This window comes from Streptomyces sp. HPF1205 (genome assembly GCF_020400825.1).
Lineage (GTDB): Bacteria > Actinomycetota > Actinomycetes > Streptomycetales > Streptomycetaceae > Actinacidiphila.
Window position 1 is genome coordinate 1 of sequence record NZ_JAINVH010000154.1, and the last position, 484, is coordinate 484.

Consider the following 484-nt stretch of genomic DNA (forward strand, 5'->3'; position numbering starts at 1 on the left):
CCCCGCCCGCACATCCACCACACCCGGCAGATCCACCACACCACCCCAACTGTCCGGCAGCTCCAGCGCGGCGACCCGGCTCAAGCCCCACAGCAGACCGCCCGCAGGGGATTCCAGCGTGTCGGAGCGCCCGGTCGACACCGCGCCCCGCGTCACGACCCACACCCGGCCACCGCACTCGGCATCCCCCACACCCTGGACAGCCGCCAGCGCGAAACCCAGGACCCCGGCGTCCGGCGCCACTCCCCCGTCCCGCACCGGCAGGACCAGCACACCGCTGACCGCCCCGCCGTCCGCGAGCCCGGCCACCGCAACACGGACCGCGTCCGCCACGTCGGAGCGGTCCGCGTCCGCTCCCAGAGACACGTCCACGACATGAGCGCCGGCCGCCCGCACGGCCTCGGCGACGTCCGCGCCCGTACCCTCACCGTTCGCGTCCGCGCGCAGGAGCAGCCACGTGCCGGACAGCACCGACGACGCGCCA

At 75.6% G+C, this 484-nt stretch carries 1 protein-coding gene; it reads right to left on the reverse strand.

Annotated elements, in window-relative coordinates; genetic code table 11:
* The coding region (locus tag K7G61_RS36070) for a hypothetical protein (protein WP_225851373.1) at positions 1-484 on the reverse strand (484 nt) is incomplete at both ends.